This is a genomic window from Flavobacterium polysaccharolyticum (assembly GCF_038739875.1).
In the GTDB taxonomy this organism is placed as follows: Bacteria; Bacteroidota; Bacteroidia; order Flavobacteriales; family Flavobacteriaceae; genus Flavobacterium; species Flavobacterium polysaccharolyticum.
Map to the genome: position 1 here is coordinate 299,435 of NZ_JBCGDP010000002.1, position 26,342 is coordinate 325,776.

Here is a 26,342-nt window from a genome sequence, read left to right on the forward strand (position 1 = left end):
GATATTGCCAATGTTACGAACTGGTGGATTAAAGTATCTAGCGCAACACTTGTAATTATTATTAACTATCCAAATTTACTAATTTTCTTATATTATGTATTAATTCCTCTTACTATCTTCCTTGGAATTTGTTCTTTATATGATTTCCAATATAACCCCAGCTACGCAAAGTATCCAGATGTATCGAAAAAATGTCATGCTACGCTTTACAAAGGTCACTGACTTTGCACAACACATAACAAATTTATTTATTGTTAAGAACACTTTGATGAGCCGGGTTGGTTCCAAAAAACTAATGCAGTTTTTAGAGCAAATTTGTTTCACTAGTTATTATGACATCTTTATTTATAGGCATAAATTCGATAATAGTCATCTGTTAATTCATCATTAAATTTACCCAGCATTTGAATTTCTTGTCTTATTTTCAACATATCCTGTACTGTTTCAGTATCGTAAGGAAAGCTTATCCATTCGATTTCTTTATAAACTGTCCAGCCAGGAACGATTGGATTATTTAGCATCCCTTCCATTGAGTTTGAATAAAAATCTAAATTGTATTGCTCATCTCCAGTTATAATCAATGATCTAATAACATCATCATATATGAACTTAACATTACACTTTTTAATAACGTCAAAATTTTCAATAAGTTTTTGAATTAACTTTACCCACTTGGAATTATTCATAAAGCTTCCTGAATACTTTTCAAGTATTATTTTTTCTATTTTTTCAGACATTATATTTTTTGATTTTGTCGAAAATTTAGACTTCATTGTTAGTGAAAGACGACATGAAAACTCAACCATCAGTTGTAGTATTTTACTCCCAAAACATTTTTCTGTTATGAGGAGCCAGATACAAAACAGTTTCTCCATTTAAATCAATTTCACTTTTGATGTCAAATTGATAAGTATCATCAGATAAAGAATATCTCTGAGTTCCGCAATCACTCCAAAAATAAGGCCCGGCTGTTTTTCCTTTAATTTTTCCGCTAACATTTTCATAAGGGAATCCACTATCAAATGCAAATTCTTTAAAATTGATGTATTCTGTATGCCCCTCCTTTTTTAACTTACCAATTAATGTATTTCCAATCATAAGTGAATCAATACTTTCTCCTGTTTTGTTAAAAAACTTAGCTTGGAAATTTTTATGATTTAGATAAACAACAAAACAAAATATGCTTACTAGAATAATAATAGGAATTAAAACTTTTTTATTTATAGTTGTCATTTTTCAGAGTGTTACCTTAAGATTACTACAAAATTTATATGCTATTCAGATTTGATACTAAACTTAACCTTTTTATAGGATTTGTCAAGACTGAATTTTATGGTTAGTGAATTGAGAGAAATTATTGAGGCGCGTGTTAAAAAGTCTATTATGTTAGCAACCGCAATAGTAACTTAATACTATTTTACCTTTCAGTTGTTTAATTTCAAGATAACAACCTGCATCGCCATCTTCTTTGGGTTGATAATTTGTTTTTGTTTTATTCCACTCACTGTAATCATTTTTAAAAAACCATTCAACGAATTTAACCACCTCGCTTTTGGAATAATTCGGAAAAATGATCTCTACTTGTGAGCCTGCCTCAGAACAGGAATTACTTTTCATTTTTATTCCCGTTCTAAATTCATATTCGCTTGCACAAACCTCTTTTGAGTCACTATATCTTTTTAAGATTTTCTCCCTTTTTTTTCCAATATATTTTGTAAAATATTTTTCTTCGAGATCTGAGGAATATTTGGCTTTCTCAATAAAAGCCTTTGTAGGAACTGGTAATTTATTTATCTGCCCTAATAAGGATAAACTGCTAAATAAAAGAAATAACGATATGAATATTAGTTTTTTCATGAATTGATGTTACTGTTGTTTTGCCTCAAATTCAGATGTATCGAAAAAATATCGTGCTGTACTTTACGATGGTCACTGACTTTGCGCAACACATAACAAATTTATTTATTGTTAAAAACACTTTGTGGAATAGAGTATTTTTCTTCCACGGACTGGTGCTATTTTAAAGAAGTTTTCTCTTCTTTAAATTTTCTTTTGACTTCTTTTTTCTCTTCTGCTTCTTTTTTTAATTTCTCATTTTCAGCTTCTTTCAGTTTTTTCTCTTCCTCATGTTTTTTAGACAGTTCAGCCGCTGCCAATTTATTAGCTTCAATTTCCGTTTTTAGTTCTTGAATTTTTTGAGAAGATTCAGCGAGTTTGGCAGTTGATTTGGCTAATTTAACTTCAGATTTACCTATATTTTTCTTAGTTTTCTCAATTTTGCTCGCCACATCAGCATCACTTGAGTTTTTGGAATTTTCTTGTAGTTGTGCTACTTCTTCTTGTAGTTTTTTTATTTCAGCTTCTTTTTCTTTTATTTTAGTTTCTTGTTTTTGGAAGCTGTTTTGTTCTTTGGCTAATTTAGATTCATTAGTAATCGTCATATCACGAGCACGCATCATGGCGCGCTGTTGCCATAGTAGCTGTTGTTGGTATCTTTGGTTTGCCCAATTCTGATTGTTTCTATTCATTTGCTGATGCATTTGTCTCGCTTGATTTTGTTGATTCTGAGAATAGCGCTGCAATTGTTGCATTTGGTTTTGGGCGGAAGCCAAAATAGAAAAACACATTAGGATAAGTAAAATAATTTTAAATTTCATTTTTTTTCGCAAAGGTACACAATTAACTATTTAATCGTCTAGAAGTCCTTTATGACAACAGGTCAATAGCTTTTAAGATTAATTCTCTGTAAGCAGCGCTAGCAAAGGTTTTCTGACGTTTTCTATTTTTTTATTTTAGATAGATTCTTTCTTGGTCAAGCATTGAGATTGCAAATTTTGAGATTAAATTTGAATTTTCTATGGCCATTTGCTTCCTTTTTTATTGATGGTCTTCTTTGAAAATCACATCTAAATTCTAAGGTTTACAAAATGATTTAAAATAGCGCGAAGTCAGAGCTATTAGCAACACACAACAAATTTATTTATTGTTTAGTGCACTCTACGGAGCTGGGATAACTTTTACAAGATGTTTTTTATTCGATTATTGGACAACTAATTTCATAAGGTTCTGTTGGGAAACCATATAAAATCATCTTTTGTTTGTCTACATGTTTTATAGGAATTAGCTTGTCAAGATAATTATCTATATAAAGTGAAACAAATAGCGTTTCATTTAGTTTTTCAAGTATTATTTTACTTCCTTCTTTATTCAAACGTTTGTTTACTTCTTGTATAGATGGCGAGTCCAAAACCTCATTGAACCTAAGATTCATTTTTTCTACATTCCAATTAAACTCAAACTTTAAATTCTGAATTTCAGTTTCTGTTAATTCAGTTTCTGTTGCTATAAGTTTTTCGTAATCATTTTCGAATATACAATCTTCAGTTGTATACTTTTCATCACTATAAAATTTATGAATTTTTTCCATTTCTGAAAAATCTAATTCGATTTTGATTTATGAATTTATGTTCTTTTTCGCTTAACTTTTCATTTCTGTTTTCGCTATTTATTAGACAGATCTCGTCATTTTTTTCAACAACAAAATATTGAATGATATCTTCTTCAATCTGAATAATCTCCGAGTTTCCGTAATCATCTGGAGTTTTAATAAAAAGCCAATTTTCTTTCATATGTGATTCTGCGGTAAAAGCTGGTAAGATTCTGTTAGTACAGTGGGTTTGGAACCAAATTAAGACCTGTTTTCGGATTTGCCAAATCTTACAAATACAAAACCAACTTTCAATTAATCATAATGCTCAAATCCATTGTAGTTGTTAACTTACAGTTGATTTTTTCGTCATATATTCTTCAATCTCTTTTAAATCGTAAAGTTTCAAATCAAACCATTCTCCTCGAACTCGCTTTTCTTTGTACTTTTCGTGTAATTCTTTTTCTACTTTTTTATCACATTTCCATAAAGCGATCATATCGACTTTTGGTTCTTGAGAATGTAAAGTCTTTTCGCGATATCTTGGATTTTTGCTTGTTCCAATTTTTACATATCCAGTATCACTATTTACCATCAAATAAACATATTCACAATCAGGAATAATTTCCAATAAATGTATATTGTTAAAAAAATCTCGGTAAAAATCTTTTTGCTCAATTAGAATTACGTTTTTGATTCCACGCTCGGAAAATCCATACATTACAGCATTTTTATTTTTGTATGGTTTCAATTCTATTGATGTTGTAGTGAAAAAACCAAGTTTTTCTAAAAAACCTCTGAGTTTGCTTTGAAAAGTATTAAAAGCAATTAATGCATTAACGTCATTGTATTTTTGAGCTAACATCGCAGTGAATCGAATTAACAACTGAAAATAGTTTTCATCATTTAGATCTAGTTGAATTAAATCGCCAGTTAATTCTTTGTCATTATTTACATAGAACATTTCAATTATAATTCCAACTTCCTCATCAAATAATCTAACACCATAACAATGTGTGTGAATCCGTGTAATCACATTGTGTATTGGTCCATTATCGTCTTTGTCAAATCTAAAAATATCTTCTTTCGAAAGAGAATATGTTATTTGATCAAATTGATTTATTAGTTCTTCTGGTGTTCTCATACAATTGCAATTAACCTTCTGGCACAACAGCGGGTTTGGCACTAAATTAAGTCCTATTTTCGGATTTGCCAAATCTTACAAATACAAAACCAACTTTCCATGAAGCTAAATACCCAAATCCGTTGTAGATGTTGGCAGTAGTGTTTATTTATCGGTTTCTTTATATGAATCAACAAGATCAAAAAACATATTTAGCGACTTGATTTCATCAAACTTATTCTTCTCTAAAATCATATTTCTATAACCTAGAGTTGATTCTTTATATTCGAGTTTTAATGCCACAAAATCATGAAATCCTTTCCATTCAGGTTTAATGTTTTCTTCGAAATTATGAACCCAAGATGACAAATTAAATCCATTTATATTGAAGTATAAAGCAGTTAATGATTTTTCGCCAATATACAATTCTGGTTTTTCACGAATGAAATCTAAAAAATCATAAAGATTCGTTGGCTTGCTTTTTTGCATATTCATATTTTTTGGGTCTATTCTACTATTACATCACTGCTAGCGTCAGTTTGTCTCAAAACTTTCATTTTAATTTTATATTCGGACTCCTAAATACACAATTCTCAGAGACTTTATTTAGGTTTTGAGATAGTTTGACGGTTTGCAGATTTGGGATGGGCTAGATTTTACCAATGAACTTTATACGGAGCACAAAACTTTCGGCTACCACTAAACTATCTGCGAAGCAAGAAACCCCGCCCATTGCAAATGTGTTGTTAGCTGTTTGCGGTAGGTTAATTAAATATGTCAATATTAAAGTGGTCAAAAGCATCAATTTTATAATCTGCAATTTCAAAGTCTAAGTCCTTGTTACCGTTTGTAAATGCAACAACTGTCATACCTGCATTTTTTGCAGCTAACATTCCTGAATAAGAATCTTCAATAGCTATACAGTTATTTGTCGTAACGTTAAGTTTCTCAGCAGTCGTTAAATAAATTGCAGGGGCTGGTTTTCCGTTGTCTTCAAATTCTGCAGAAGAAACAGTATCAAATAAATGTTGAATGTCAAACTTTTGCAAAACTTTGGGTATAATTTTGTAGGGTGAGTTAGTCGCAAGTCCAATTTTGTAATTTTTAGCTTTAAGTCTTTCGATAAATTCTTTGATGCCATTGATTTTACAGTCTTCGGTGTCGATAAGTTCAATTACCCTTGAAATAACCATATGCTCAACAATGTCAGTGCTTTTATCTTCCCAGGGAAATTTGTCAAACCAAAATTTAGTAACCTCAAAAGTTGTCATTGATTTGGTCAGTTCGGAATCTTCATGAGTTACGTTTACGCCTAATGATGTAAAAACTTCTTTCTCCGCTTTTTTCCAAAGATTTTCCGAGTCAATAATTACCCCGTCCATATCGAATATTACAGCTTTCTGAATAGTCATATTTGTTTGTTTGTCTGTTTATTAGTTGTTGTTATAACTTACTGTTAACGTCAGTTTGTCTCAAAACCTCCATTTTTAATTTTATATCAGAACTCTTCTCTTTTTAAAATCTCAAATGCATAATTCTAATAGACTTGATTTAGATTTTTAGACAGTTTGACGGTTTGCGGATTTAAGAAATTAGGGATTTGCAAACCCGAAACTTTCGATTGAGCACTGAAAATCAAAAGTACAAAACAAATTTTAAATCAAGCCCGAAGCCTCAATTTCATAAAAACCGTCTTTGTATGAAGCCCTTTTTAGATTTCAATTGTCATTGAAGTCACTACTATTCCTTTTCCACCAGCCATAACTTTTGTAATATTTCCTTTCTCTACGATTAAATTTACAATGATTAAACTTTGTGAAGGTGGGTTCATAAACCAACCTTGTTGAATTAAAATTCGGTCTTTTTTTAGTCCAAGATTGTCAAACAGATAACAAGCTAGAGGTCCTGCTGCCATTCCAGTTCCTGCTTCTTCTGCAATTCCATACCTTGGGGCAAACATTCTTGTAGTTGCTACCCTTTCCTCATTATTCGTTTTTGTGGAGAAAACATAATATCCTATCAAATCGAACTCATCACTAATTTGAGTTATTAAGTCTAGGTTTGGAATTATTTTTTTCAAAATATCATCGCTTGCAACTGGAATTATAGCAAATGAATTGCCTGTATTAACGATTGAAATAGGGGCATTGGTAAGAGTGTCATCTTCTGTTAGTCCCAATGAATATAATATTTTTTCTCTATAGTCAGCAATTTCAATATATAACGGTGGCTTTTGCTCCATAAATGCCAAATCGTTTTGTATTAAAATCTCTCTTTTTCCATCAATTGTTTCTTTTGAAGAATGTTTACTTTTGATTAAGCCTAATTGCGACAGATAAGAGAAAGTTGCAATGGTAGCGTGTCCGCAATGAGCAATTTGTCTGGTTGGTGTAAAAAAATCAAGTTTAAAGTCTGCCACTTTTGACTTTGAAACAAAAGCAGTTTCAGAAAGTCCAACTTTTGTAGCAACTTTCAATTTTTGTTCGTTTGTTAAGTTGTCTGCATTTAACACTACACCTGCAGAGTTTCCACCTTTCCCATTGTCTACAAAGGCGCTAATAATTTGTACTTCTACTTTTTGAAAATTGTCCATTTGAAAATTGATTTAGTTTATAAAACACTCACAATCAATGGACGCAACAATTGAAAAAAAGACGCAAATTTATTTTGAACAATTTTGATATGCAATAGGATTGTCTTTTTTATCAGTCACCACATTTTCACAATCTACAACAAGGTCTTTCAATTTTTCTCTAGCTCTTTGAACTCTTGTTTTTGCTCCTGAATAGGATATATTTAATTCTTCGGCTAACGCAATTTGAGAATACTTGTCAAAATAAGTAAGTAATATGGCCTGTTTATATTTTTCTGGTAGCTTAGTTATTTTTTTATTTATACAATTACTTAACGATAGGTAAAGCGGTTCTTCATTTTCTTGTTCTGCAAAATCCAAACCATCAATCTGAATTTCTAAATTGGTTTTTCGATAATGGTCAGCTACTGCATTTCTTGTTATTTGATACACCCAAGAGGTTAGTTTAGTACAGTCCAAAAGTGTATGAATGTTAAGGTGAATTTTCAAAAAAACGTCTTGAACAATATCTTCACTTGTATCGATATCCTTTACCTTACTGAAAATGAATTTTTTCAATTCTTGGTGTAAGTCAGTCCATATATCTTGAATTTGTCCGTCCATAGCTGAAGTAGTGTTTATTATGGATTCCTAAAACGGTTTTCGGCTTGATGATAGTGGAAAATTCAAGGCTCCAAAGTTCAAATTTAGTACAAAGTTTATTAGAATTCCAAATGTTCAATTTAGCACTTCCCTCCACTACCGCAAAACCGATGTTGCCTGTGCTGCGTTTTTTCTACATGTTACAAATCTATGAAAAATCTGCGTTTGTCTTTTCCTATCGCTCCTATTTTGTTGTAAAACTTGATGGCTCTTTCGTTAAAAGTAGGTGTTTGCCATTGTATATTTACACAATTGTTTTCCTGCCCGATTTGTTTTAATTTTTCAAAAACTTGCTCACCAATTTTTAGTCCTCTAAAATTTGGTTCTAAATATAGACAGTCCAAATATAAAAATGCCTGTGCGTCCCAAGTCGAAAAGTCGTAAGTGAATGAAAAATAACCTCCTAATTTTACTCCACTTTCAATTACATAGCAATACAACTTCGGGTTTTGAGCAAAAATCACCTCTTTTAATAGTTCTAATTTGTTGGTTACATTATACGGCGCTTGTTCATATTCAGCGTGTTTTTGACATAATTCTACCAAAATTGCTAACTCTTTTTCTTCTATTTTTCTGATTATATAGTCCATTGTTGATTGATTTCGGTTACCAAAAATTCAATAAAATGCTGAAAATAATCAGGATAAGTTTTGTTGCTCATATACGCAATGTAATGTTTCCTTTTAAGTCCATTTTTACCAATTTTTATTGCTCTTATATTATTATTTTTCAAATACGGCTGTAAAGCCCATTTTGCCATTGCCATAATTCCCATATCGGCTTTTACCATTTCAATTGATGCTTCTGTTAATGGTAATGGAGTTATCTTTTTAGGAGTTACTTTTGCTGGTGCTAATAAAAATTGATGAATTGTAACGGTTTCCATCGGTAAAGAATGTATCAATAAATGCTCATTTATAAAGTCTTCCGCAACGACATACTTTTTATTTGCCCAAGAATGATTTTCAGAAACCACCATCATCATCTCATCTTGAAAAAGTTCAACATACTTAATATTTTCGTCTTTTATTGGGTCGCTAATAATGGCAATATCTAAAATATTTTCTTGTAATTTTTGTAAAGGATAATGAGTAGCTTCCATTACAATTTTCAACTCAATGTTTGGGTATAAAAGATGGAATTGCTTTAAAACAGAAGGCAACCAATGGTAGCTTGAATAGCATTCTGTGCTAATTCTTATTTCGCCAATTTCTCCAAAAATCAATTGCTTGATTTCTTTTTCAGTGTCGGAAAGTTTATCTAAAATTTCGTTGGCTATTGCATACAATTTTCCTCCAGCTTTGGTTAAAATCATTTTCTTATTGGTGCGAAGAAAAATTTTTGTACCCAATTGATATTCAACTTCTTTCAATTGATGACTTAAGGCCGATTGTGTCAAATGTAATTTGTCGATAGCTTTTGTAATACTACCTTCTTCTACAATGGCTTTGATAAGGCGTAAATGTCGAATTTCCATTTTCTGTTTTAATTTTTTATACAAAGGAACGAAATTAGATAGTCAGATTTGTATGAAAATAATCGTTAGAAATGATGAATTCTTTTCGTTTTTATGACGTAAGAAGTTGTTTTAGTTTTACATCATATTAATCTTAAAATTTAGAAAAATGGATTTACAAATTAAACATTACGAAAACAAGTTAGCCTTTGAAATGGACCCGTCTGATTTATTTGATGCTTTAAATAACAATGAAAAAGTTGTTCCACTTGATGCAAGAAAGCAATTTGGCTTTGATGCCGAACATATTCCAAGGGCAATAAATATTCCGCATCGTGAAATGAATGAGGAAAGTACCAAACATTTAGATAAAACTGTTTTGTATGTAACTTATTGCGATGGAATTGGCTGTAATGCTTCTACAAAAGGTGCGTTAAATATGTCCAAATTGGGTTTTAAAGTCAAAGAGTTAATGGGCGGAATTGAATGGTGGAAATTTGACGGTTATGCTACCGAAGGAACAAAGTCAAGTTCAAGTGGTGAAAAAATTCAATGTGCTTGTTAATTCATTATTGTATTTGAAAGTTGGACAAACTTAGATTTTCATGGTCTATTTTTATCCCAGAATGTGCATTAGGCTTCGTAGCGAAACTGAATTATTCAAATAAAAGCAAGAGCTCACGGACTATTTTTGAAGAAAGAAACAGGGTTCATCGAATACCTCTGAAAAACATAGTACAATGAGATACTACTTTTGTATTTCGAATTTAAAAATGAGAGAACCAAACGGAGCGTATCTTGAACTCCACGAAAAATAAAACTCGTGAAAAATTCTTGGTTTTGAAGAAGACATCGAAGCTTACATTTGACCAAAACAACCATATTAAAAACAAATGAAATTGATTCACTGAACTCCGCTAAAAAATATAAAAATGGTAAAACAATTTAGTTGGAGTAAATTTCTAATGCGGATTCTGAGTTTAAGCACTTTGTTTTTTTGAAAACTACAACTCAAAACCAAAAATAAACCTCGCTTAACTATCCTTAAACGAGGTTTTTTTTTATTCTGAATCACTACTGACCGACTAAATTTTCTAAAACTCAAAAAAATCTTTATTCATAATAGTTCGCGAGTTTTTCAAAAGAATAAGTCTGTTTTTAAAACAAGTATTTTAGGCTGGCTTGTAATAATTTATTTAGGCCCCTAACCAATCAAAATGAATTATTAATCCCTTTATTTGCTTTTTTTTCTGGCGTAATTGCTTTAGTCGGTCAGTAGTGTTTTTTTTATTTTAAATTGTTTCATGCCAATTTTAAAAACTATTTTATTTCTCCACTCAATTTGGTTTCCATTTGTATCGTAAAATTCCGCAAATACTCTGTTTCTATTTATTACTTCTAAAATCACCCCTTTTTGACCTGTTATTAATTTGGAATTTAGATTCTCGGTTAGTTCGATTTCTTTGTATAGAAATTGTTTTTCAAATTCTTTTTTTGGGTCAGTTGGCCTTTCAATTCCAAAGATAATTTCTCTTAAATAATAATATGTCTGTTTAAGAATTTTTAAAAATCCGTCAGCAATTACTTCCAGTATAAACCATGCTAAAATTTCAAAAAGTACTTCTAAAATGATCATTGGTAATTTTTATTTTTATTTCAGTAATAAAATAGCATACAACATTCTTTAGAACTAAATTAAGCCCAATATTCGGATTTGCCAAATCATTCCTAATACAAGACCAACTTTCCATTAAGCCAATTGCCCACCCGAGGCTGCAAGCCGAACAGACGAAGTAAATCCGTTGAGTGGCTGTTGACAGACGCTTTTTTATAAGGTTGTCAAAAAGTTTGTTTTTTAGTTAATTCGGGAATACTTTCATCTATTCGTTTTGCTAATTCAGGTAGTTTAATTGTAGGAACTGCTGGAAATAAATGGTGCTCTAAATGGTAAAACATACTAAATGTAATTTTATTTTTCCAACCACCTCTTTGTGTTCGTGCAAATTCAGGATTATCATCTGTGTCGTGGTGAACTGTCCAAACTGCAAAAAATGCCATAAGAAATTCCCCAATAACCATAACAATAATATGATAAATTAGAAAATGTATATTGAAATAAAAGACGATAAAAGTAAAAATAGCAATAGAAATTAATTCAAAGATTACATTTTTTACGTAGTTTTTATTTCCGAGTTGTAAAGTAACTTTGTGTATTAAAAACATATGAATCGGTCCATATAAAATTGCTCCATACCAGGACATTCCTGCGGATTTACCTTCATAGTCTTGTTCGGTTAAACAGTATTTATGATGCCGAATATGATTGAATTTTACTGCGTGAATTGATGACATCATTGATAGACTATTCAAATACAAAGTCAACCAAGTTAAAAACTTATTCGTTCCAAGTGAATTATGAAAACCATTATGAACTTGTCTTAATGCTGTTAAAAAATAAAAGCCAGAAAAAGGTAAAGCCAATAAATAAAATTTAAAATATGCCAATGTCAAAGAAATAATCAGCCAAGGAATTGTCAAATTATTTTCAATTAGCATTTCTTTAACAGAAAGTTTTTTTAAGTCTTTCCATTCTATTTTTTTTAATATTTCAGCGTGTGTCATTTTTCTAAATTTTCTGTTAAACGAACTGCATGTTTCAAAATGTCTATCAACGTCAGTTTGTCTCAAAACCATCATTTTTAATTTTATGTTTGGACTCCTTTTTAAAAATCTCAAATACGCAATTCTCAGAGACTTGATTTAGGTTTTTTCACAGCCTGACGTTCTGGTATTACAGCGGGTTTGGGTTCTAAATTAAGATTTGTTTTTTGGTTATCACTAAACTGCCAAATACAAAACCAATTGCCCAAATCCGTTGTAGCGTGTGTTGCCAGTAGCTATTTTTTATATTCAGGGTCAAATGGTATTCCTAATAAACCTGTTTTGAATTTCATTTTAATATTTTTTTTATCCTTTAAACTTTTATAAATCTCTTTGTTCATTTTATAAAATTCTAAATGCTCTACAATTATTCCTAATTCTACATCATATCTATCTTCAGTTAATCCCAATTCGCCTTTTTTATCATTATAAAAATCTATAGCAAACTCTCTTTCTATCGAACTTATTTCTTTTTGTTTGTTGATTATCAGAGAACAATCAGTTATTATTGTGTCAAAATTTATCCAAATTATTAAAGAGATAAATATTATTAGGAATGTGTATTTTAGATATTCAGGTGAAATTATATTTGGATTTTTTGATTTAATTTGTTTTCTATTTTTGAAAAATAAAAACAGAAAAGATATTATTATGAAAATTACAACAGCATATTTATTATAAACATCTATGCTATCTTGAAAATTTTCTATATCAGTTTCAAAATATCCTTTTGTAATTCCAAAATTAATTGTATTAATGAATATAATAAATACGATTAAAATTATGATTGTTATATATTTTTTTAGATTCTGCATTCGTTCATTTTGTACGTTATTTTTGTCGGATTCTTGAATTTCTGCTTTCTGCTTGATAATTACTGCCAATGTCAGTCTGTGAAAAAACTAAAGTCAACATCTTGAAAATCTAGCACTTGATGTTTTTCTCCGGTAGCCTTCCGAATACTTTCCAAATTTGAAAAGGTTTTTTCACAGCCTGACGGCTTGGCACTACCGCGGATTTGGTACTAAATTAAGCCCATTCTTCGGATTTGCTAAATTATCACAAATACAAAACCAACTTCAAACTAAACCTGAAACCCAAATTGCTTGTAGCGTGTGTGCTTGTTGCACAACTAAAATTCCCTCTTAAATTCTGATTTTTTAAATTATTCAAAACGTAATGTATTGATTTCAAATGAATTATTTGCTTTAAAAAAATGGATTAAAAGTTAGATTTAGTCTTTTTTTTAGTTGTGCGACAGCCACGTGTGTTAGCAGCAGTGCATTTGTTTCAGTTTCTGGTTTTCAATTCGGGTTTTTAAAAAATTAGAAAAGAAAATTATCAATCCAATTAGAAGCAGGAAACTCCCCGTAATTAAAAAACTAAAGAGCAGATTATTTACTAATCTTCCTGGAGATATATAGGTTTTTAAATAACTCCAACCTAAAAGATCAAATCGATTTAGTGTGTAACATAGTACAAGAACAATGAAACTATTCCAAACAGACCATTTATTTTTTATAGAAATTACCATAGAAATAATAAATGAAGTTAATATTCCTAAAACAGCAGAAAGTTGAGTTATGAAAGAAAAGTTCCAAACATCAATTATAGTTATTCCAAATTTTTCAGAATTTCGTAATACATTCTCACTTCCGTTTTCTGAGATTGCAGTCAAAATTTTAATATTATAAATTGCGGAATAAGAGTAAAATGAATATATAAAAAAACACGTTGCTATAAAGTGAAAAATGATTTGTAGATAGTTTATTTTTCTCATAAATATTCTCTTTTTTTTGGCGCATTACAGCCAACGTCAGTCTGTGAAAAAACTAAAGTCAACGTCTTGATAATCTTTTGTTTGATGTTTTTCTCCGGTAGCCTTCCGAATACTTTCCAAATTTGAAAAGGTTTTTTCACAGCCTGACGGCTTGGCACTACAGCGGGTTTGGGACTAAATTAAGCCCTATTTTCGGATTTGCCAAATTATCACAAATACAAAACCAACTTCAAATTAAACCTGAAACCCAAATTGCTTGTAGCGTGTGTACTTTTTGCACAACAAAAATTCCCTCTTAAAATTCTGATTTATCAAATTATCAAAAACATAACAAATTGATTTTCAATGCTTAATTTATTAAAAATAATAAAAGTTAGATATAATATTTTGTTTAGTTGTGCAACAGCCACGTGTGTTAGCAGCTGTGTTTTTTAATACATTTGAAAATCTTTCGGTAACCTTGAGTTGATAAATATCAAAAGTTTTCTAATTTCCATAGTCGAGTTTTCAGCTTTATCTAAACCTCTATAAGAGTATGACAATGAAGTAGTATTATTTCTAATAGAGATACCTACTGATGTACCATCCATAACGCGCGTCTTCATATCCTTGAGTTCAAAATTATCTTTAATTTTTTGAAAGTATAAGTAAAGAGAGTCTATTTCATTTGGTTTTAATTTTATCTTTTTTAACGATTGCTTTTTTTCACCATTAACAATTTCAAATTTTGCAACATACAACGTGTCTTTCGAAGTTTCCGTCTGGTTAAAAGAGGCTTGGAATTGATCGGACCACGGTGCTCCATAAGTATATATTTCCAATTGATTATCACGACTTAATTGTTCTGGAAGTTGCTCTTTTTTACAAGCAAAAAAAATAAAAAATGGTGCTAATAATATCAAATTTCTCATAGTTGTTACGTTTACGATTTTAAATTTGCTAACAACGTCAGTTTGTCTCAAAACCATCATTTTTAATTTTATGTTTGGACTCCTTTTTAAAAATCTCAAATAAGCAATTCTCAGAGACTTGATTTAGGTTTTTAGACAGTTTGACGTTCAGGCTATTGGCGAGGTTGCGAAATTCGGAACCGATTATTTTCTATCGAAGATAAAATTTCTTACGAAATATAAACGTGTATTTACTACAAAATTCGCAATCTTGGCAAACGCATGTTATGCACAGTGCTAATTGATTTTTGTGTAAAGTTTTATCGTATTTCCATTCGGTAATATTTGAACAATTCCTCCACGAATACCTAAAAATACACTATTCTCATTCTCTACAATTATAGAATTTGGATAAAGACTTTTCCAAAATCCTTTCATTTTATATTCAATTTTCCAATCTTTAATAATTAAAAGGTTTTCAAATGTCGCAATATAAATTTTATTATTTGTAATTGTAAATACTTCAGGTTCATCAGGCAATTCTAAAACTTTATGATAACTAAATTTATCGATAGTATATTCTAATGCATATATTTTTCCGTAATTAGTTGCACCATGAGCCAGACCTTCCATAAAGTAAATTTTTCCATCTATTTCAAAAATTGAAAAGATGTTACCCTCTTTAATTACTATTTCATTATCATTAATTTTGAAAGTTAATTTTCCTCCCCATTCTCCATGATCAGTTCCAATTAGAAAACCTTTTTGAAATTTAAATTCGGAATCTTTTTTCCGTTGTGTTTTAAAAGTTTTAATTTTTTTTCCATTGAGTTTAATTGAAATGTCTTCAGAATAATTGAGTTTACGATGTTCCTCACTATTTTCTTTAGGAATTTCAGTTTCTTTATAATTATTTGGTATTTCAAGTTTCGATTGAGCGTAAAAATTTATTGAAACTATTGAAATTAAAAATATAAATATGTTTCTCATAAAAGCAGCGTGTTTAAAGCATTGTGCATAACGTCAGTCTTTGAAAAAACTAAAGTCAACGTCTTGATAATCTTTTGTTTGATGTTTTTCTCCGGTAGCCTTCCGAATACTTTCCAAATTTGAAAAGGTTTTTTCACAGCCTGACGTTCTGGTACTCAGCGGGGCAGTCTTAACAATAAACTTATCTATTACTAAAAACATTTTGCGGAGTTAGTTTTCTATTCTAAATTATCCCAACCTGAAACATTTCTTTTTTTAAGTTTCAATAATCCATAAATCATTAGCATTACAATGATAGTGATAATTGGCGTGAAGATGTTATTACTATTTAGTATTTGGATGACAAATAATAGTGCGCTTGTAGATAATAATCCCCAAAAACCAAGTTTAAACCATTTAAGAAGCATAAAAATAAATAAAACATTTAAGAATGCAATTGAGGCAACAATTAGCAACAAATTTTCCGATTTAACATATTCAATCTTTTGAACTATTCTTTCTGAATTGAAGAATAAACCAAGTTAAACCATTAAATATGAAAACAATAAATAAATCAGCCAAGCTGTTAAGCATCCGTGTCGTTGTTTGTTTAGCATTCTATATTATTAAAGTTTTTTTTCTATTTCAAAGTAAAGGCGAATGTGTCTGAATTCTAGCAGCAAACACAACAAATTTATTTATTGCTTAGAACACTTTGCGAATCTGGGCGAAGTCAGAAACATTCGCGCAGCCTTAACGACAAATTTATCTATTACTAAAACACTTTGCGGAGTAAGATTCTTGCCTCTCAAACAACGAAACACTCATTGTTGTGTTTTTCTATTTCGTCAATTGTTTCTTCAATACCCTTTTCACTGTCTATCAATCTTTTCATTTCAACTGCATTTTTATACAATTCATCGTTTGTCAATAATTCCCTTACGCTTCCTATAAATTTTTCTTCGGTCATTTTACTAATTGGTATTGGACGAACAGCTATTTTTCTTCTGTATCCTATTCGCCCCCAAAATTGCTGGTCACCAATTGGATGTAAAATAGGACAAATAAAAAAGGGTTTTCCCGCTCTCAAACATTCTGCCGTTGTACCAATGCCGCCGTGATGAATGATTGCTTTTGTCAGTGGAAATAATTTTTCATAAGGTGCAGCATTAATAACCTTGATTTTGAGATTGTTTTCTAGTTTTTCAGTTTGCTCAAGTCCCCAGCCTTTAATTACAATTATTCTTGTATTAAATTGTTCGGTTAGTTTTATGATAGCTGCTTGCAAATCAAATTTACTTTTAAAAGGCATACTTCCAAAAGTCAAAAGTAGCGGCGCTTCCCCACAATTAATAAATTCTAAGAGTTCATTTGATAAAGTATCGCCTGAATCTCCAAACCAAAACCCATTAAATGCTGATCCACTCGAAAAATCTTTGGGTAAAGGCAGAAAACTTGGACTCAAACCATAGATGTTTTTTACTGGAGGTATCTTAAACTTTTTGGGCAAGTCGAATTCTGCTCTAAATTTTCCAATAGGCTTTGATAACAGTTTAATACTCAAATTTGAAAGCGTATAACTAATTCTATTTAAAAAATTTGGCATAGACAAACCGCTAAATGATGGGTTCGCAAATTCAGTGGTTGGCTCAACAATTGGTAAAACAGAAGCTCGAATCATTTTCTCTGGAAATTGATCAGCAAAACTATCAGCTAATGTTTTGACGTGAAACAAAACCAAATCACTTTCTTGGGCTAGTTTATAAAAAGCAATCAAAGAATTTGTTATTAATGGATAAATCCAAGTATGTAGATTTCGTCGTATGGCAAAAGGGTTTCCTTTCATCATTTTTTTGCCTTCTTCAGAGTCTAAAATAGCTTGGAAGTCTGCTTCTACAGGCACAAAGTCGATACCATAAGATAAAACTAAACCTTCAAAATTCTTTGCTGTTGAAAGCGTCACTTGATGTCCTTGCTCTTTTAATGCTTGCCCTAAAACAGCATAAGGTTGAATATCACCACGTGTACCAAGTGTCAATAAAGCTATTTTCATTCTTATCACTTTTTTAAAATCACGACTAGCCTTCAAATACTAGGACGAGTGTACTACTAAATTAAACCTTTTTCTCAGCTCCGCAAAGTATTTTGATGAATCAAAATAATGTCGTGCTGTGCTGCGCGAATGTCTCTGACTTCGCGCCATCTTAATTGTCTATTGCAATCGTTACAAGTGTCAAAAGTCTCCTGATTTTTTCCGCAAACGTCTTGAAGATGAATTGTTTTGCTAAAATAACACACCCAAAGAGACTCAGCACCGCAAAGTATTATGATGAATCAAAATAATGTCGTGCTGCGCTGCGCGAATGTCTCTGACTTCGCGCCATCTTAATTGTCTATTGCAATCGTTACAAGTGTCAAAAGTCTCCTGACTTTTTCCGCAAACGTCTTGAAAATGAATTGTTTTACTAAAACAACACATCCAAAGAGATACAATCAATACAAATTGATTTTTGTTACAGAATTAGGATTTAATACATCAACAATGGGATTATCCGCTTTTTCTACTTTAAGAAGCCCTGTATCGTTTACATAATTACTGGCACTTGAATAAACATAATGTGATGCCTTTTCAACAATTCCTGCCCGAACAGGATTCAGATGAATATAATCCAGCTTCGTCCACATAAACTTGTTCGTATAGATTTCTTCAGGATGATTGCCATATTGCCAGAATTGGTAATTTTTGTTTCTAGAATGACTTTCGGTTGCCAATTTAAAACGTTCTAACATCCAGTCTCTTCTACTCTCAGGCTCGATTTGTATTTTTTCTAAAACTTTAGCAGCTATAAATTTTTTGAAATCACGTATTAAATCAGAAAGATTACCTTCACTGGATTGAAGAACTAAATGGATATGGTTGCTCATAATTACATAGCCATAAAGAACCATTCCTTTGTTTGTGATACAATAATCGAAACACTCGATAACTGTATCTCTATATGTTTTTCTTGTAAAAATATCAATCCAATCCACAACGGTTGCCGTAATAAAATGCGGTAAAGTTTGGTCTCTTATTGTATAGCCTTCTTTTGTCATTGTATTCTTTTGAATCATCTTGCAAGTTTATTTGCTTGCAATTCAAATTTATAAAAACTGTTAAATTATAAGTTTACTATTTTGAACTTTTATATAATGATTTGACACGTGTATCATTCTAAAGATATTTACGTAAAAAGTCAGGAGACTTTTAACACTTTTTCGGTTTACAAAACGATTTAAAATGGCGCGAAGTCAGAGACATTCGCGCAGCTTTAACGACAAATTTATCTATTACCAAGAACACTTTGCAGAGCGGGGCAGCCTTAACGACAAATTTATCTATTACCAAGAACACTTTGCAGAGCGGGGGGTCTTGCACCTGCAATAGAAATTTTTAAATTATTTTCTTTTGCATATTTCAAGACATTTTTAAGTTGGATTTCAATCTCTTTTTTGTTGTTTGGAACTTTAATTATAGTATCAATTTTGGTTAAGTTCAGTTGACTTGCATCATTTGTAAAACCTTTTGGTATTTCAATACTTATATCCTTTTCATTCCATTTAGTTTTTAGAATATGAAATATCGGAATTGACAGCAATACAATTACTGTCAAAAATCCGATTATCCAAAGATGCTTTTTCTTCATTTGTTAGTTGTGTTTTTATAGGTTGTGTTTTCAAACAGCACACAAGTTCCCGAGCTACAAGCTGTTTGAAACCAAATTAAGTCATTGTTTAGATTTGCCATATCCAAGCTTATAGTTTCAAATTAAAAACCAACTTTCCATTAAGCCAAATCCCCAAATAGGTTATCGTGGCTGTTAGCAATTGTTATTTTCTTTTCTGTATTGGATTGAAATTAATAAATCTATCGAAACCTTCAGACTCATCTTTAATGTTTTCAATTTCTTTCCATTTTCCATTTACGTCACGAATTTCTGCAATTATTCTACCGTCCCTTTGGTCTACATTTGCAAACTCTTTTAGACTGTCATTTTCAATTTTTAAGAAGTAAGTTGTTTGCCCACCAGTAAGTATAAACGAATCTATACAATCGAGCTTTTCATTATACATTAAGTTTGGAAAATTTTCTGAATTTTTTATCCAATTCAAAGATTTACTCCTAGGAGAATACAGAATTAATGTTTGAACATTATTCCCTCCTCTAGCAGCCATTCCGGTTGTGAAAATAATGTCTTTAAAGTTATCGTTATTAAAATCGAATATCTCTGTTTTTAAGTTTTCAATTCTTGCGGCTTCAAGACTTAAACTATCTTTTAATCTCCAAAGATTTTTGACTTTTTCATAAAGACAAACTTTAGCAATTGTATTTTCTTGAGCACCAATTTTATAAACTTCAATTTTGCTATTTTGCCTTTGTCCAAAACTAGTCGAATCTACAAAAAACTCAAGTGTGTCAACAACAACTATTTTTTCAACTTTATTGTCTCGAACTGCTTTATTATCAGTATTTTTACTGCAACTAACAATCAAGAGTGTTGTTATTAAATAGAGTATGTTTCTCATAATAATTACTTTCGTCAGTTTATCTCAAAAACTTCCTTTTTGACTTTATATTTAGACTTCTTTTAAAAATATCAAATACTTAGTTTTCAGAGACTTGATTTAGACTTTTAAACAGTTTGAAATTCTGGCAATCAGTGGGGACTTTTAACACTTTTTCGGTTCACAAAACGATTTAAAATGGCGCGAAGTCAGAGACATTCGCGCAGCTTTAACGACAAATTTATCTATTACCAAGAACACTTTGCAGAGCGGGGACATTCGCGCAGACTTAACAATAACCTTATCAATTTGTAAGAACACTTTGTGGAGCGAGTTAAAAGTTAGATTTAGTCTTTTTTTTAGTTGTGCAACAGCCACCGCAATTATGCGACGTTATTTTAGGTTCTCATTTATAAAATTTTTTTTCTGAGCAATTACTAACGGATGAATTGCTTCATGATAATCCATTATGCAAACGAATCCAATAGCATCTTCAATATTCTCACCATCATAAAATAAGCCATCATTGCCATCAATTTGTGCTTTCATTTTGTATCTGAATACTTTCGGATGTCCTACAAAACTCCATTCCGTTTCAAAATGTAGATATTCACGCATAAAACTATCAACTTTTTGAAGTTTCTTATTATTTTCATCGCCTTCTGCAATTACTTTAATATCAAATTCTTCAGAAATTGGTTGACCATATTTTGCATAATACAATCCTTTAAAATTTTTAATATGTAGAGATTCCATGTCATTATAACTAAAACTTACATCAATGGATTTTCCATCATCAATAAAAAATACACGATCTTTCCAGTTGCTGTTGCGCATTATTGATCTTACTGCTTTTGCAGTTAATTCACTTTTCAAATCATCAGATTCATTTAATATTCCTACAGCATCCCTAATTTCTTGATCAATTTTTGAATAAAGTCCAACATTGCATTCGTAACATGCAGGAACCTTTAAAAGTTCTTTTTTATATTCTGGCGGATGAGTTGCAAAAAGATTTTTTGCAGGAATGTGCTCATCGTGATTTGTTTCATCAGTTAATTCAATTCCACAGTTGTAGCATCTCATATCGTTTCGTTTTATAATGTCGCATAACGTCAGCCTGTGAAAAAACTAAAATCAACCTCTTGAAAATCTCATATTTAATTTTTTTCTTTGGTAGCCCCTCCGAATACTTGCTAAATTTGATGAGGTTTTTTCACAGCCTGACGTTCTGGTACTCAGCGGAGCACCACACACAACAATTTATTTATTGTTTAGTTGACTTTGAGTTACGGGCTAGGTGTTGTTTATCTTCGCTCCATTTTCTTAATTGAAGTGTTTCTTTTATAGATCTCCCAAGACCATCCAAACCAGGGAATAGACTTGCGGCAGAAATATTCATATTTCTTAACCTCGCAAGGAATTCAAGCTTTAACTCTTTTGGAATTTCAATTTTGTATAAACCTGTTTTTAACGGATCATCCTTATTTATTTCAGAGATCATTTCACAATGACTTTTTAGAGGATTATTAGAAATTGAAAAAGCTCCTTGCTGTTTTACTAATCTCTCATTTTTTTTCATTGCAAAAATTATGCTTACAATATCATAATCTTTATGACTAATTATTTGTCCACCGCCAATATTTAAAAAATCACCATATAATTCATTCATTTTTTTTTCATAAAATCGACCATCCCACATAAATAAAGCACCATCTTTATCTAAATGTTCATTTACAGCAAAATAAAGGGCAATATATGCCGATTCACTCCAATCTAAAAGTCTTGTCGGACAAGAAAAATGCTGCATATCAATATAAATTGCAGTTGAATTAATCGACTCGTTATAAGAAAGTTTCGAATCATTTATATGGAATTGCGAAATAAACTCTCTTTGAGCCTGTTGTTCGTAATAAATAATTTTACTTTCACTTAATTCACTCCCCTTTACTAAACGTGTCAATGATGGTTCCAATTTCCACTCATTATTTGCTTGACCACGAAACTGAATATAGTTAGTAGTAATATCAGGGAAATTGGGGATTGATTTTTCAATTATTTCGATAATTTCATTCCAAGAGGTTATTCTCATTGCTTTTGGTTTTACATTTTACCTATCTTGTATATAAACAAACCTTCGCATATACCTCCATAATCGAGCAGATAGACAAAGCTCTGTTTCACTATATAATCTCCCAAATATATTCCTTTTTCCTCAAAAAATATAAAAATTTTCTGTAAGAATGCAATCTGCAAAATCTCAAATTCCAAATTCCAAATTCCAAATTCCAAATTCCAAATCTCAAATTCTACCTTCCCAAATCTCAACTTCTACCTTCGCATAAGGGATAGGAATGGCATCCTTTGCTGGCGGTTCTTTTAGCCAGCAAAGATATAATGGATAGCCCGACCCCGAGGAGCAGGGTGGTGTGGTTTGGCAGGGTTGTGTGGCTCGGGGGTATGCCCAAAACAAAAAAAATGTGAAATTACCAGCCTTGGGTGAGGCCATTTTTTACGACTTCTTCGTAGCGTTCTTTGTCAAAACGGTACAAGTTGGGCGCCTTGTGTGCGACGTTGCTTTTCTTTTCGTCGAGTTTGATGAGGATGCCTATGGCCGTGATTTTTCGGAGGAAATTGCGGCGGTCGAGCTGGCGTCCTAGTATGGTTTCGTAGAGTTTTTGCAACTCGGGTATGGTGAATTTTTCGGGTAAAAGGTTGTAGCCTACGGGCATCAAATTGAGCTCGGTGCGGAGTGTGGCCAAGGCGGTGTCTAGGATTTCGCGGTGGTCCAAAATGAGTTCGGGCACGGCGCTGTGGTCAATCCATTCTACTACTTCTTTGTTGCCCTCGGGTTGTGGTACCGTTTGCGAGAAATCGACCAAGGCATAATAGCCCACGGTGACAAATCGGTTCAAATACCATTGTGCAGCTTCGGGGGTAAGTCCATAAAATTGCACAACTTTTTGACTAAAATCTGACTGGTTGCGTTTCACTTTTCCGAAGGTGGCAAACTGGCGCAGGAAGATGCCTTTGACTCCCGTTCGTCCGTACAAAATAGAGACTGCTGCTTGGTCCAAATCTTCGTCGACGGGAACAAAACCGCCAGGCAATGCCCATTGGTCGCTGTATTGGGTCTTGTTCAAGAGCACTTTGAGTTGGTTGTTATGAAAACCAAAAATGACACAATCTATGGATAATCCAGGTTGGAATTGGTCTTTATTCTCGAGTATTTTCAGTAACATCTGCATCTTCTTTAAATTAATACGCCGCTATTGTGAGCGCAATTTAGTTTTTTTTGAGAAACAAAGCGGTAAATTTCTGTTCAAGCCAAACAATCGCTTTTAAAATTTCCACCACAAATTACACGAATGCACACTAATTCATAAGCCTTTTTTATTTCACGAATTTTTAAAATTCATACTATTTAACGCTATTTTGAACTGTTTTTGGCTAACTTTTTTAAATGCGAATAGTCTATTTCAAACGCTTTTGGAATGAAAAAAGGGAGAGCAGAATTACCATTTGTAGCATAAATATGTTGGGTTAAATTCAAATAAACTAACCGCAATAAAATAAGACATAGCAAAATTGGATTACAAACAATTACCGCAAATTCGCAAATTACTTTAATCTCTGAATGTTTTAAAATTTGCGAATTTGCGGTTAACTCTTTTTTAAAAGCTAAAGTGAAATAACTTCTTAATCCTTAAAATTTTACGTACATAAAACTAGATTTCACTAAAAAAGAGGCTTTTTTTTGAGCGAAATGTTTTTTTAATCAAAAATAAATGTACATTGCGTCAAAATAACACATTAGTATTTCACTATAAACCAAACCTTTACCAGTATGAAAAAAAAATATGTTTTGGGTTGCTTCTTTTTTGCCGTGCTCACAGCGAGTGCGCAAACGACCGATTATCGTGAGAAAGCCAAGAAAATCGTCGCGCAAATGACGCTTGAAGAAAAGGCTTCGTTGTGTTCGGGCGAAACCGCTTGGTCTACGCAGGCGATTCCAAGATTGGGCGTTCCGTCGATTTTTATGACCGATGGTCCACACGGTTTGCGCAAAGCAGAAGGTTTTGATTTTACGAATAGTGTTCCTGCGACTTGTTTTCCAACAGCCTCAGGTTTGGCTTCGTCGTGGAATAAAGAATTAGTGAAACGAGTGGGCGAAGCCTTAGCTACCGAATCACAAGCCAATGACGTGCAGATTTTGTTGGGTCCTGGCATCAATATGAAACGTTCTCCGCTTGGTGGACGCAACTTCGAATATTTCTCTGAAGACCCCGTTTTGTCAGGAAAAATTGCCGCTGCTTTTATCAATGGCGTGCAAAGCAAAGGCGTGGGGACTTCGTTAAAACATTTTGCCGCCAACAACCAAGAATTTGAACGAATGTCGAATAGTTCTGTGGTGGACGAACGCACGCTGAGTGAAATTTATTTTCCTGCTTTTGAAATTGCCGTAAAAGAAGCCCAACCTTGGACTGTAATGTGTTCGTACAACAAACTAAACGGCGTATATGCCTCAGAAAATGAATACTTATTGACCGATGTTTTAAAGAAAAAATGGGGCTTTCAAGGTTTTGTGGTGTCGGATTGGGGCGCTGTCAACGACCGACCTTTGGGCGTAGCCGCAGGTTTGAACTTAGAAATGCCCGCCAGTGGAGGTTTTAACAACAAAAAAATTGTAGACGCGGTTAAAAAAGGTACTTTATCCGAATCGAAATTGGATGAAATTGTCATCGAAACCCTAGCCATCACACTAAAAGCCAAAGACAGTCACCAACAAGGTATCGTGGTCGACAAAGCACTACATCATACTTTGGCAAGAGAAGCCAGTGCAGAATCGATTGTTCTTTTAAAAAATAGTATTGGAATTTTGCCCCTAAAATCTTCCATCAAAAAAGTAGCAATTATTGGCGCTTTTGCCAAAAAACCACGCTATCAAGGCGCGGGAAGTTCGCAAGTAAAACCTACTCAAATAGAAAATGCTTTCGATGAATTGCAAAAATTAGCAAAAGGCACTACTTTCAGTTATGCCGAAGGTTATACCTCAGCGGGAGAGACTAACGCTACTTTGCTTAACGAAGCTGTAAAAAATGCTAAAGGCGCTGAAACCGTTCTTCTGTTTGCTGGTCTTCCAGACGTATACGAATCCGAAGGTTATGACAGAGCCAATATGGATTTGCCTGCAGGTCACAATCAATTGATTGAAGCGATAGCGAAAGTAAACAAAAACGTAGTTGTTATTCTGTTGAATGGCTCGGCGGTAAGCACTCCGTGGAAAAAAGAAGTCGCTGCCATTGTAGAAGCCTATTTGGGCGGACAAGCTGGAGGTGGCGCCATAGCCGATGTGCTTACGGGCAAAGTAAATCCTTCTGGAAAGTTATCTGAAACCTTCCCTATGCGCTTAGAGGATACACCGACAGCTATCGATTTTCCGTCAAAAGATGGCGTGGCTAATTATGGTGAAGGCATTTTTATTGGCTACCGCTATTATGACAAAAAGAAAATTGAACCTAATTTTCCTTTCGGATTTGGGTTGAGTTATACCACTTTTAGCTATTCAGATATCAAAGCCAATATGACTTCTGCCAAAGATTCGGATGCGATTACTATTTCTGTAAAAGTAAAAAACACTGGAAAAGTAGCTGGAAAAGAAGTAGTACAATTGTATGTTCACGAACAAGATCCCGCACTCAGTCGTCCTGAAAACGAATTGAAGCATTTCGAAAAAATAGCCTTGGCTCCTGGAGAAGAAAAAACGGTACAGTTTCAATTGTCCTCACGAGATTTTGAGTATTACAGCACAGTGGCTCACGACTGGATAGTGAAATCGGGTAAATTTGATATTCGTGTGGGAAGCTCTTCTAGAGATTTGCCTTTGCAACAAACGCTGGATATTCAGTCTACCAAAATCCTTACGCCTGTTTTTACCCGCAACTCCTTGTTGAAAGAGTTCAAACAAACCAAAAACAGCGCTGTAATCTACGAGGCCTTGACGAGAAGCTTTACGGGTAGCACTAAAAAAGCGGAAACAGAAGAAGAGAAAAAAGCCGAAGCCTTTATGATTGCAATGCTTGCCGATATGCCTATTAATAAATTCTTGTTGCTCTCTGGTGGAAAATTTACCGAAGAACAGTTACAAGCTTTGTTGCAGGCGGCTAATGCGAAATAAATAGTAAGTTTCTATAAATTTTGGTTGTTATAAATGTTGTTTCAATTGAGGCTGTTTTGAGCGACAGCCTCATTTTTT

At 32.4% G+C, this 26,342-nt stretch carries 28 protein-coding genes; 2 read left to right on the top strand and 26 right to left on the bottom strand.

The genetic code is table 11. The features are described 5' to 3' along the window. Positions 1-341: 341 nt before the first annotated feature. The 13 genes from WFZ86_RS03220 to WFZ86_RS03280 form a co-directional block, all read right to left on the bottom strand. On the bottom strand, positions 342-737 hold the full coding sequence (locus tag WFZ86_RS03220; RefSeq protein ID WP_342690586.1) for a hypothetical protein: 396 nt from the start codon (positions 735-737) through the stop codon (positions 342-344). An 82-nt stretch (positions 738-819) separates the two neighbouring features. After that, the gene (locus WFZ86_RS03225) at positions 820-1,233 is read right to left on the bottom strand and encodes a hypothetical protein (protein ID WP_342690587.1); all 414 of its coding nucleotides are present in this window, start codon (positions 1,231-1,233) and stop codon (positions 820-822) included. A gap of 153 nt (positions 1,234-1,386) precedes the next feature. Beyond that, complete coding sequence (locus WFZ86_RS03230; protein ID WP_342690588.1) at positions 1,387-1,857, bottom strand: hypothetical protein; 471 nt, start codon at positions 1,855-1,857, stop codon at positions 1,387-1,389. Positions 1,858-2,015: 158 nt separating this feature from the next. Next, entirely contained in the window at positions 2,016-2,657 is a 642-nt protein-coding gene (locus WFZ86_RS03235) for a hypothetical protein (protein ID WP_342690589.1), read from the bottom strand. Positions 2,658-3,031: 374 nt separating this feature from the next. Next, positions 3,032-3,427: a hypothetical protein gene (locus WFZ86_RS03240; RefSeq protein WP_342690590.1), complete on the bottom strand. Its 396-nt coding sequence runs from the start codon at positions 3,425-3,427 to the stop codon at positions 3,032-3,034. Beyond that, positions 3,411-3,629 (bottom strand): hypothetical protein, encoded by a 219-nt coding sequence (locus WFZ86_RS03245; protein WP_342690591.1) that lies wholly within the window; start codon positions 3,627-3,629, stop codon positions 3,411-3,413. The genes WFZ86_RS03240 and WFZ86_RS03245 overlap by 17 nt, the downstream gene beginning before the upstream one ends. A gap of 144 nt (positions 3,630-3,773) precedes the next feature. After that, complete coding sequence (locus WFZ86_RS03250; protein WP_342690592.1) at positions 3,774-4,571, bottom strand: GIY-YIG nuclease family protein; 798 nt, start codon at positions 4,569-4,571, stop codon at positions 3,774-3,776. Positions 4,572-4,715: 144 nt separating this feature from the next. Continuing rightward, positions 4,716-5,039 (bottom strand): hypothetical protein, encoded by a 324-nt coding sequence (locus WFZ86_RS03255; RefSeq protein WP_342690593.1) that lies wholly within the window; start codon positions 5,037-5,039, stop codon positions 4,716-4,718. A gap of 275 nt (positions 5,040-5,314) precedes the next feature. Then, positions 5,315-5,962: a hexitol phosphatase HxpB gene (gene hxpB, locus WFZ86_RS03260; RefSeq protein ID WP_342690594.1), complete on the bottom strand. Its 648-nt coding sequence runs from the start codon at positions 5,960-5,962 to the stop codon at positions 5,315-5,317. Between the two features lie 299 nt (positions 5,963-6,261). After that, positions 6,262-7,143 (bottom strand): PhzF family phenazine biosynthesis protein, encoded by an 882-nt coding sequence (locus WFZ86_RS03265; protein ID WP_342690595.1) that lies wholly within the window; start codon positions 7,141-7,143, stop codon positions 6,262-6,264. Positions 7,144-7,212: 69 nt separating this feature from the next. Next, positions 7,213-7,746, bottom strand: a complete 534-nt coding sequence (locus WFZ86_RS03270) for a sigma-70 family RNA polymerase sigma factor (RefSeq protein WP_342690596.1) — start codon at positions 7,744-7,746, stop codon at positions 7,213-7,215. 179 nt (positions 7,747-7,925) lie between these two features. Then, positions 7,926-8,375 carry a GNAT family N-acetyltransferase gene (locus WFZ86_RS03275; protein WP_342690597.1) on the bottom strand — a complete coding sequence of 150 codons (450 nt, stop codon included), beginning with the start codon at positions 8,373-8,375 and terminating at the stop codon, positions 7,926-7,928. Beyond that, positions 8,363-9,262: a LysR family transcriptional regulator gene (locus tag WFZ86_RS03280; protein WP_342690598.1), complete on the bottom strand. Its 900-nt coding sequence runs from the start codon at positions 9,260-9,262 to the stop codon at positions 8,363-8,365. The genes WFZ86_RS03275 and WFZ86_RS03280 overlap by 13 nt, the downstream gene beginning before the upstream one ends. A gap of 148 nt (positions 9,263-9,410) precedes the next feature. Between WFZ86_RS03280 and WFZ86_RS03285 the strand changes: the two genes are divergently transcribed. Beyond that, complete coding sequence (locus WFZ86_RS03285) at positions 9,411-9,806, top strand: rhodanese-like domain-containing protein (RefSeq protein ID WP_342690599.1); 396 nt, start codon at positions 9,411-9,413, stop codon at positions 9,804-9,806. Between the two features lie 699 nt (positions 9,807-10,505). Here the strand turns inward: WFZ86_RS03285 and WFZ86_RS03290 are convergent. The 13 genes from WFZ86_RS03290 to WFZ86_RS03350 all read right to left on the bottom strand — a co-directional run bounded on the left by WFZ86_RS03290 (position 10,506) and on the right by WFZ86_RS03350 (position 23,328). Beyond that, a complete protein-coding gene (locus WFZ86_RS03290) occupies positions 10,506-10,877 on the bottom strand; it encodes a hypothetical protein (protein WP_342690600.1) in 372 nt (123 codons plus the stop codon). Positions 10,878-11,080: 203 nt separating this feature from the next. After that, entirely contained in the window at positions 11,081-11,977 is an 897-nt protein-coding gene (locus WFZ86_RS03295) for a fatty acid desaturase family protein (RefSeq protein WP_342690601.1), read from the bottom strand. A 161-nt stretch (positions 11,978-12,138) separates the two neighbouring features. Next, positions 12,139-12,786, bottom strand: a complete 648-nt coding sequence (locus WFZ86_RS03300; protein WP_342690602.1) for a hypothetical protein — start codon at positions 12,784-12,786, stop codon at positions 12,139-12,141. A 386-nt stretch (positions 12,787-13,172) separates the two neighbouring features. Next, complete coding sequence (locus tag WFZ86_RS03305; RefSeq protein WP_342690603.1) at positions 13,173-13,682, bottom strand: hypothetical protein; 510 nt, start codon at positions 13,680-13,682, stop codon at positions 13,173-13,175. Positions 13,683-14,113: 431 nt separating this feature from the next. After that, positions 14,114-14,644, bottom strand: a complete 531-nt coding sequence (locus WFZ86_RS03310) for a hypothetical protein (RefSeq protein ID WP_342690604.1) — start codon at positions 14,642-14,644, stop codon at positions 14,114-14,116. Between the two features lie 225 nt (positions 14,645-14,869). Beyond that, a complete protein-coding gene (locus tag WFZ86_RS03315) occupies positions 14,870-15,562 on the bottom strand; it encodes a hypothetical protein (RefSeq protein WP_342690605.1) in 693 nt (230 codons plus the stop codon). A gap of 787 nt (positions 15,563-16,349) precedes the next feature. Next, positions 16,350-17,594, bottom strand: coding sequence for a glycosyltransferase (locus WFZ86_RS03320; protein WP_342690606.1), 1,245 nt, complete (start codon positions 17,592-17,594; stop codon positions 16,350-16,352). A 440-nt stretch (positions 17,595-18,034) separates the two neighbouring features. Further along, a complete protein-coding gene (locus tag WFZ86_RS03325; protein ID WP_342690607.1) occupies positions 18,035-18,637 on the bottom strand; it encodes an REP-associated tyrosine transposase in 603 nt (200 codons plus the stop codon). A 278-nt stretch (positions 18,638-18,915) separates the two neighbouring features. After that, positions 18,916-19,227, bottom strand: a complete 312-nt coding sequence (locus WFZ86_RS03330; RefSeq protein ID WP_342690608.1) for a hypothetical protein — start codon at positions 19,225-19,227, stop codon at positions 18,916-18,918. A 184-nt stretch (positions 19,228-19,411) separates the two neighbouring features. Further along, positions 19,412-20,107, bottom strand: a complete 696-nt coding sequence (locus WFZ86_RS03335) for a hypothetical protein (protein WP_342690609.1) — start codon at positions 20,105-20,107, stop codon at positions 19,412-19,414. Between the two features lie 372 nt (positions 20,108-20,479). Further along, complete coding sequence (locus tag WFZ86_RS03340) at positions 20,480-21,172, bottom strand: hypothetical protein (RefSeq protein ID WP_342690610.1); 693 nt, start codon at positions 21,170-21,172, stop codon at positions 20,480-20,482. A 181-nt stretch (positions 21,173-21,353) separates the two neighbouring features. Continuing rightward, entirely contained in the window at positions 21,354-22,178 is an 825-nt protein-coding gene (locus WFZ86_RS03345) for an FRG domain-containing protein (protein WP_342690611.1), read from the bottom strand. 394 nt (positions 22,179-22,572) lie between these two features. Continuing rightward, positions 22,573-23,328: an NUDIX hydrolase gene (locus tag WFZ86_RS03350; protein ID WP_342690612.1), complete on the bottom strand. Its 756-nt coding sequence runs from the start codon at positions 23,326-23,328 to the stop codon at positions 22,573-22,575. Between the two features lie 605 nt (positions 23,329-23,933). Between WFZ86_RS03350 and WFZ86_RS03355 the strand changes: the two genes are divergently transcribed. Then, the gene (locus tag WFZ86_RS03355) at positions 23,934-26,264 is read left to right on the top strand and encodes a glycoside hydrolase family 3 C-terminal domain-containing protein (protein WP_342690613.1); all 2,331 of its coding nucleotides are present in this window, start codon (positions 23,934-23,936) and stop codon (positions 26,262-26,264) included. Positions 26,265-26,342 lie beyond the last annotated feature (78 nt).

Excerpts from the sequence above, each read along its gene's own strand:
- WFZ86_RS03220 (WP_342690586.1), bottom strand. The coding sequence starts at position 737 with ATGTCTGAAAAAATAGAAAAAATAATACTTGAAAAGTATTCAGGAAGC.
- WFZ86_RS03225 (WP_342690587.1), bottom strand. The coding sequence starts at position 1,233 with ATGACAACTATAAATAAAAAAGTTTTAATTCCTATTATTATTCTAGTA.
- WFZ86_RS03230 (WP_342690588.1), bottom strand. The coding sequence starts at position 1,857 with ATGAAAAAACTAATATTCATATCGTTATTTCTTTTATTTAGCAGTTTA.
- WFZ86_RS03235 (WP_342690589.1), bottom strand. The coding sequence starts at position 2,657 with ATGAAATTTAAAATTATTTTACTTATCCTAATGTGTTTTTCTATTTTG.
- WFZ86_RS03240 (WP_342690590.1), bottom strand. The coding sequence starts at position 3,427 with ATGGAAAAAATTCATAAATTTTATAGTGATGAAAAGTATACAACTGAA.
- WFZ86_RS03245 (WP_342690591.1), bottom strand. The coding sequence starts at position 3,629 with ATGAAAGAAAATTGGCTTTTTATTAAAACTCCAGATGATTACGGAAAC.
- WFZ86_RS03250 (WP_342690592.1), bottom strand. The coding sequence starts at position 4,571 with ATGAGAACACCAGAAGAACTAATAAATCAATTTGATCAAATAACATAT.
- WFZ86_RS03255 (WP_342690593.1), bottom strand. The coding sequence starts at position 5,039 with ATGCAAAAAAGCAAGCCAACGAATCTTTATGATTTTTTAGATTTCATT.
- hxpB (WP_342690594.1), bottom strand. The coding sequence starts at position 5,962 with ATGACTATTCAGAAAGCTGTAATATTCGATATGGACGGGGTAATTATT.
- WFZ86_RS03265 (WP_342690595.1), bottom strand. The coding sequence starts at position 7,143 with ATGGACAATTTTCAAAAAGTAGAAGTACAAATTATTAGCGCCTTTGTA.
- WFZ86_RS03270 (WP_342690596.1), bottom strand. The coding sequence starts at position 7,746 with ATGGACGGACAAATTCAAGATATATGGACTGACTTACACCAAGAATTG.
- WFZ86_RS03275 (WP_342690597.1), bottom strand. The coding sequence starts at position 8,375 with ATGGACTATATAATCAGAAAAATAGAAGAAAAAGAGTTAGCAATTTTG.
- WFZ86_RS03280 (WP_342690598.1), bottom strand. The coding sequence starts at position 9,262 with ATGGAAATTCGACATTTACGCCTTATCAAAGCCATTGTAGAAGAAGGT.
- WFZ86_RS03285 (WP_342690599.1), top strand. The coding sequence starts at position 9,411 with ATGGATTTACAAATTAAACATTACGAAAACAAGTTAGCCTTTGAAATG.
- WFZ86_RS03290 (WP_342690600.1), bottom strand. The coding sequence starts at position 10,877 with ATGATCATTTTAGAAGTACTTTTTGAAATTTTAGCATGGTTTATACTG.
- WFZ86_RS03305 (WP_342690603.1), bottom strand. The coding sequence starts at position 13,682 with ATGAGAAAAATAAACTATCTACAAATCATTTTTCACTTTATAGCAACG.
- WFZ86_RS03315 (WP_342690605.1), bottom strand. The coding sequence starts at position 15,562 with ATGAGAAACATATTTATATTTTTAATTTCAATAGTTTCAATAAATTTT.
- WFZ86_RS03320 (WP_342690606.1), bottom strand. The coding sequence starts at position 17,594 with ATGAAAATAGCTTTATTGACACTTGGTACACGTGGTGATATTCAACCT.
- WFZ86_RS03325 (WP_342690607.1), bottom strand. The coding sequence starts at position 18,637 with ATGACAAAAGAAGGCTATACAATAAGAGACCAAACTTTACCGCATTTT.
- WFZ86_RS03330 (WP_342690608.1), bottom strand. The coding sequence starts at position 19,227 with ATGAAGAAAAAGCATCTTTGGATAATCGGATTTTTGACAGTAATTGTA.
- WFZ86_RS03335 (WP_342690609.1), bottom strand. The coding sequence starts at position 20,107 with ATGAGAAACATACTCTATTTAATAACAACACTCTTGATTGTTAGTTGC.
- WFZ86_RS03340 (WP_342690610.1), bottom strand. The coding sequence starts at position 21,172 with ATGAGATGCTACAACTGTGGAATTGAATTAACTGATGAAACAAATCAC.
- WFZ86_RS03345 (WP_342690611.1), bottom strand. The coding sequence starts at position 22,178 with ATGAGAATAACCTCTTGGAATGAAATTATCGAAATAATTGAAAAATCA.
- WFZ86_RS03350 (WP_342690612.1), bottom strand. The coding sequence starts at position 23,328 with ATGTTACTGAAAATACTCGAGAATAAAGACCAATTCCAACCTGGATTA.
- WFZ86_RS03355 (WP_342690613.1), top strand. The coding sequence starts at position 23,934 with ATGAAAAAAAAATATGTTTTGGGTTGCTTCTTTTTTGCCGTGCTCACA.